The organism is Psychromonas sp. Urea-02u-13 (assembly GCF_002835995.1).
Classification (GTDB): domain Bacteria; phylum Pseudomonadota; class Gammaproteobacteria; order Enterobacterales; family Psychromonadaceae; genus Psychromonas.
Genome location: NZ_PJBZ01000146.1, coordinates 1 through 4,496, shown reverse-complemented (window position 1 = coordinate 4,496; position 4,496 = coordinate 1). Strand labels below are relative to the sequence as shown.

The 4,496-nt window shown below is 37.1% G+C and carries 5 protein-coding genes; all 5 read right to left on the bottom strand.

The annotated features are described in order from the left end of the window. Positions 1 to 48: 48 nt before the first annotated feature. Positions 49 to 696, bottom strand: coding sequence for a helix-turn-helix transcriptional regulator (locus CXF74_RS20620; RefSeq protein WP_101084422.1), 648 nt, complete (start codon positions 694 to 696; stop codon positions 49 to 51). A 51-nt stretch (positions 697 to 747) separates the two neighbouring features. Then, on the bottom strand, positions 748 to 879 hold the full coding sequence (locus tag CXF74_RS22955; protein WP_101084420.1) for an alpha-amylase: 132 nt from the start codon (positions 877 to 879) through the stop codon (positions 748 to 750). A gap of 216 nt (positions 880 to 1,095) precedes the next feature. Then, positions 1,096 to 2,982, bottom strand: coding sequence for an AAA family ATPase (locus tag CXF74_RS20610; RefSeq protein WP_101084418.1), 1,887 nt, complete (start codon positions 2,980 to 2,982; stop codon positions 1,096 to 1,098). 145 nt (positions 2,983 to 3,127) lie between these two features. Then, positions 3,128 to 3,952, bottom strand: coding sequence for a hypothetical protein (locus CXF74_RS20605; protein ID WP_101084417.1), 825 nt, complete (start codon positions 3,950 to 3,952; stop codon positions 3,128 to 3,130). Next, a partial coding sequence (locus tag CXF74_RS20600; protein ID WP_157822485.1) for an AAA family ATPase occupies positions 3,949 to 4,496 on the bottom strand: 548 nt, incomplete at its 5' end. The genes CXF74_RS20600 and CXF74_RS20605, both read right to left, overlap by 4 nt.

The window sequence follows — 4,496 nt, the reverse complement described above, 5'->3', positions numbered from 1 at the left end:
ACATATTTTGGCGTTAAGGTGCCAACTTCCTATTTTGGGTTCTTTAACTTACCAAACTGCAGGATATTCAACAACCCCTTCAATATCAAAACCATAATTGAGCAAGGCTTGCCTTGCAATTAATGGTAGTGCTGTGGTTTCAGTTTTGAGTTCATCCTTTAACCGCTTTGCGTATTTATCAATCGCAATAATTAGTTCTGGTAATTTATAGCGCTCTGTAATTTTCGAATCCCAGATTATATCTTCGGTCATTAGCTCGGCATATGTATTTACTGATGTGTGCCGACTTTGATATACAAGCCTAAATTCATCACCCCCTTGATAATGGATGACAAGCTTATACATTGGGAATTTTTTTATTCGCCTATCCACAAGTTTTCTCTGGTAAAGCTCTTGGTTTAAAATAATGTTACCTTCAACTTTATGATAGGTTTTCTCTTGGGAACCACTATCGATGCTCCAATAAACACCAAATGAATTGCGTCTTAATTTATGACCAAAAATATCTAAAAGAGGTTTGAGTTGTTGCTCAGTACCTTGCTTTTTTCCATTCGCCCATGCGCTAACAACAGATTGTTGAGTTCTACAAGCTTCAGCTATCTCTGGCTGAGTCCATCCATTGTTTAATGCCAGTTTAACTAATTGTTTAGTTTGCTTAAATTTCCGTTTACTTTTTTTAGGATTTTTAGATTCCATTTCTTCCCTTAAATAAAGCAGGTAAATATTTACCTGCTTGTCATTATTATTTTATTTCTTCTGGTTTGGGTTCATTTGCTTACCTTTATTACCTTGAACTTTAGCGTTAGCAGGATTGCTTCCTGAAGTTCCTTTATTGGTGTTATTTTGGTTCGCTTTATGGTTGTTATTTTGATTCGACATTTATTTTCTCCTAGTTGATTGATTGTCCAAATAAATAGTAAGAGAAAGGGTGAATAATAAAATAGATATTCGAATGATAAAAAGAGATATTTTATGATATTTCTTATTTGGGTAATGAGATCACTAATTCAGATACAGTTTTTCCATATCAAACGGCCATAGGCTTGAAACCCCTGAAAGTAACTCAATGGCTTGCAATAAAGCTGATTATTGATGTTAATTGAATTCAATAGCCCTATTTAATGCCTTACTCTCAAACTCTGGCCACTTCTTACCGTATTCCAATAACTTCTCTGAGCAAGAGACAACGGTTAAGCAACTGCCTTCCTCGTGTCTTTTTAAGCGAGTTAGCCCAGTGTAAATCAGTGCTAGTGTTTTAAAGTCTGTTTTATTGCTGACGTAAATAACTAAAGCTCTAGATTCCCAACCTTTGAAGCTATGAAGGGTGGTTGCTTTGATTCGTGCATCACCCATGTAAAAACCTACTTTTTGGCGGCGAGACTCTTTATCATCGTGGGCAAATGTATGAACTGTTTTTACACCTTTACTACCAAGCTTTTTAATTACTTCAAATCCTAATTTTTTACTGTCACATAAAAAAGTGCTGTCAGTAATAGATAAACCATCATTAAAGTTGTTCTCTATCGCAAGCCTCATCAACTCATCACAACACACATCAATTGCATTGCTTTCATTAACTTGTACCCAGCGTAAATTACATGGTTCGATGGCAAGGCCTAACTGTGCGGATTTAGGTAGGTTAACTAGCTCTGGTGGCATAAATTGAGTCGCGAACTCACAAACTTTATCCATAGCTAATTGAGGTAGGCGATAACTTGTTTCTAACTCTGCCCATGCACCGCTAAATCCAGCGCCTTTCATCGCTTCGTCAGTCCATGACTTCGCAGTGTCATATATATCTTGAGTTGCATCAGCTACCAGTAGCATTTCACCTTTGTCTAAACAGACCCTTCTTAGTAAAGCCCACCAGTGGGGCATGAAGTCCTGCCCTTCATCAACTAAAACGGCATCGTAATGTGTCACTTCATCTGGAACAGTATCAATAATTCGGTTTACTAAGGCGGGTAGAGCAATGTTTAATACATCTTCTTCATCAGAGTTTTCCCAGAGGGCTTTGTAATCATCTTCATGGCCACTTTCCATGCAAACTCGCTTGCACCAGTAATGAAAGTTAAGCCATGTAATATCCTTTCTCGTTTTGCCATCTCCGCTAGGCCAACGAACCGCTACGTCCATTAAGTAATGAAGTAAAGTAATATTGTAGGTAACAACTAAGACGGTTTTACCTTCAGCTAATAGCTCAGCTGCTCTCGCTGCCAAAACAAGTGATTTACCAGACCCTGCAGCACCTCTAATACGGCGGTAACCATTTTTTGTTCTGCTATTCACAAAGCTTTTTTGGGCTTTATCTAGCATTAAAGGCTTTCGTTGTTCAGCTGCAAAATCAGGCTCAATCAACCAGTTCTTAAAGTCTAAGTAGAGATCTTGGTTCATATACTTTGAGTAATAGCGCTTTCCTTCAGGAAATACACGCAGTAAATCACCACTCTGTAATGAGTCAGCACCAACAACAGGATAAAAATGCGAATACTTAATCATATCTCTGTACTGCATGCTTTTGTTAAATAAAGTGCGTACTTGCTGTTCACTCGCAAACGGGAAGATGACGCCTGCTGTTATAGCTGCGAAACCAGAGCCTTGTTCAAGTCGGGGGCAGTATAAATTAAATATTTCTTGCTTATATTGTTGAACTTTTTCAATAGGGTTTTGGCTTTGCAGTGAAAATGATTTTCCGTCTTTAGTACCAATGAGTTTTGGTGGATGATTTCTCTGCTCTTCTATGCGATAGTCCATCGCATTTAAATTCCAGTCTTTAACTTCAAAAACACCAATGCCCACTTTTGGATTCAATATAACAAAATCAGGGCGCAAACCATTTAAATGAGGCTGTATATAGATTTCCCAACCTTCAGGTAAGTGAGTATCAAAAAATTCGAAAACTAACTTTTCACCTGGCGTTAAAGGTTGGCGAAGTTTATTAAATTGAGATTCTGGGGGAGAAACAAAACGACTCGTGGGCATAGTTTTTATAACTCCTAGTTGGTCAGCAGATGAAGCCTATTGGTTAATAGGCTTCTAGTTTGAGCTAAAAAGCATTTATAGTATTTATAGTATTTAATCTAAATCTATTTTAAATGAGATGTTTGGATAAATAGCTATAATATTTTTAAATGCTTAATATAATTGCTTCAACCCAATCTTTATTTCTAAAGCCTCTTACATAGCACTCTGCTGCCTTGCTATATTCAGAATCCTTGTTCATCAATTTTCTCAAATCCCTCTCAACCATTCTCATAACAGCTGCATTACCTTGATTATCGTCGCCATCTTGAACTAACTCTTTTACTCTGTTGTAAAGCTCTTCACGATCTTCATTAAAAGTTGGGAAATCCAAATTTAGTAATAATTTACTTTGCTCTACTCGATTTTTAGCGTCTGGGTCGTGATTAAACTTAGGGGACAATACTGGTCTACCGTCTGGTAAGAACTCTAACAACTCGGTGTCAGACTTAACGCACGGGTCTAATAAAATAGGTTCTTCTTGAGCTAAACCAGTTAGGTCAGTTGAATGTGTTGTACCATTCAACAATGGAAAGTGATTACCTTTGCCTCCTGACTTTCCATATAGTTCATTATGATTTAGTCGATTAGCAAACTGGCAGCTCAACCGGTAGTTCATTGGATTAAAAGCTAAGAACCAATACCAATGTATTAAAGGTTCTTTTTTAGGCTTATGAATTTTTCCTTTAGGTCGAAAATGTTCAACATCATTAAGACAACCAGCATTTTTAGACTCTGTATACCAACATTTTCTTTTCGAAGCTTGTTCTAAATACGCCTTAATTGGTCTCCAGATAGCATTTCCGGTGCTGGCTCTTGCTATTTTGTCATCATCAGATAAAGCTATCATGGAGTAGTTAACAAGTTTTAATTCATATAAAACTTCATCTGGAGATGAATCTAAAACAGAATCTAAATCTATGTATCTCACAAGTTATCGTCCTTAGAGTACTTTTGCTCTTCAAACTCGGCAAAGTCTCTATTCCTGAAGGATATTGTCAACCCTAACTTATCTAATGAATCATTGATTTCTGTTAACTCTGTTCTTTCGTTATCAGTTAGCTTTGTAGGCTTATAAGACAATTCAATTCGTCTATCCATAAGCCCTTGTGTATGTTGATCTAAACTAGACGGTAGCGCGAAAAATTCACTTGTTAATAGATTAGCCACTCCTTGCCCACGTGGATTGCGGTGGGGGTGGTCATAGCTTAATGCCCCATTTTCATTTTTTGCTATTAATACTTGTTCTCGTGTTAAGCCTGAAATGAGCACAGGGTCATGTGTAGCAATGAATACTGTTGAGTCTTGTTGCTGTTCACTATGTAATGAGTCTTTCAGTAATTTATTATACTCCCATGACCAAGCAGGGTTTAAGTGTGTATCTGGTTCATCTAACAAAACCAAACATTCTTGATGATGCGTCATTGTTAAGCCACCAATAACACATAAAATCTGTTTTTCACCTTCACTCAATG

Coding starts and splice junctions, on each gene's coding strand:
- CXF74_RS20620 (WP_101084422.1), bottom strand. CDS start 696: ATGGAATCTAAAAATCCTAAAAAAAGTAAACGGAAATTTAAGCAAACT.
- CXF74_RS22955 (WP_101084420.1), bottom strand. CDS start 879: ATGTCGAATCAAAATAACAACCATAAAGCGAACCAAAATAACACCAAT.
- CXF74_RS20610 (WP_101084418.1), bottom strand. CDS start 2,982: ATGCCCACGAGTCGTTTTGTTTCTCCCCCAGAATCTCAATTTAATAAA.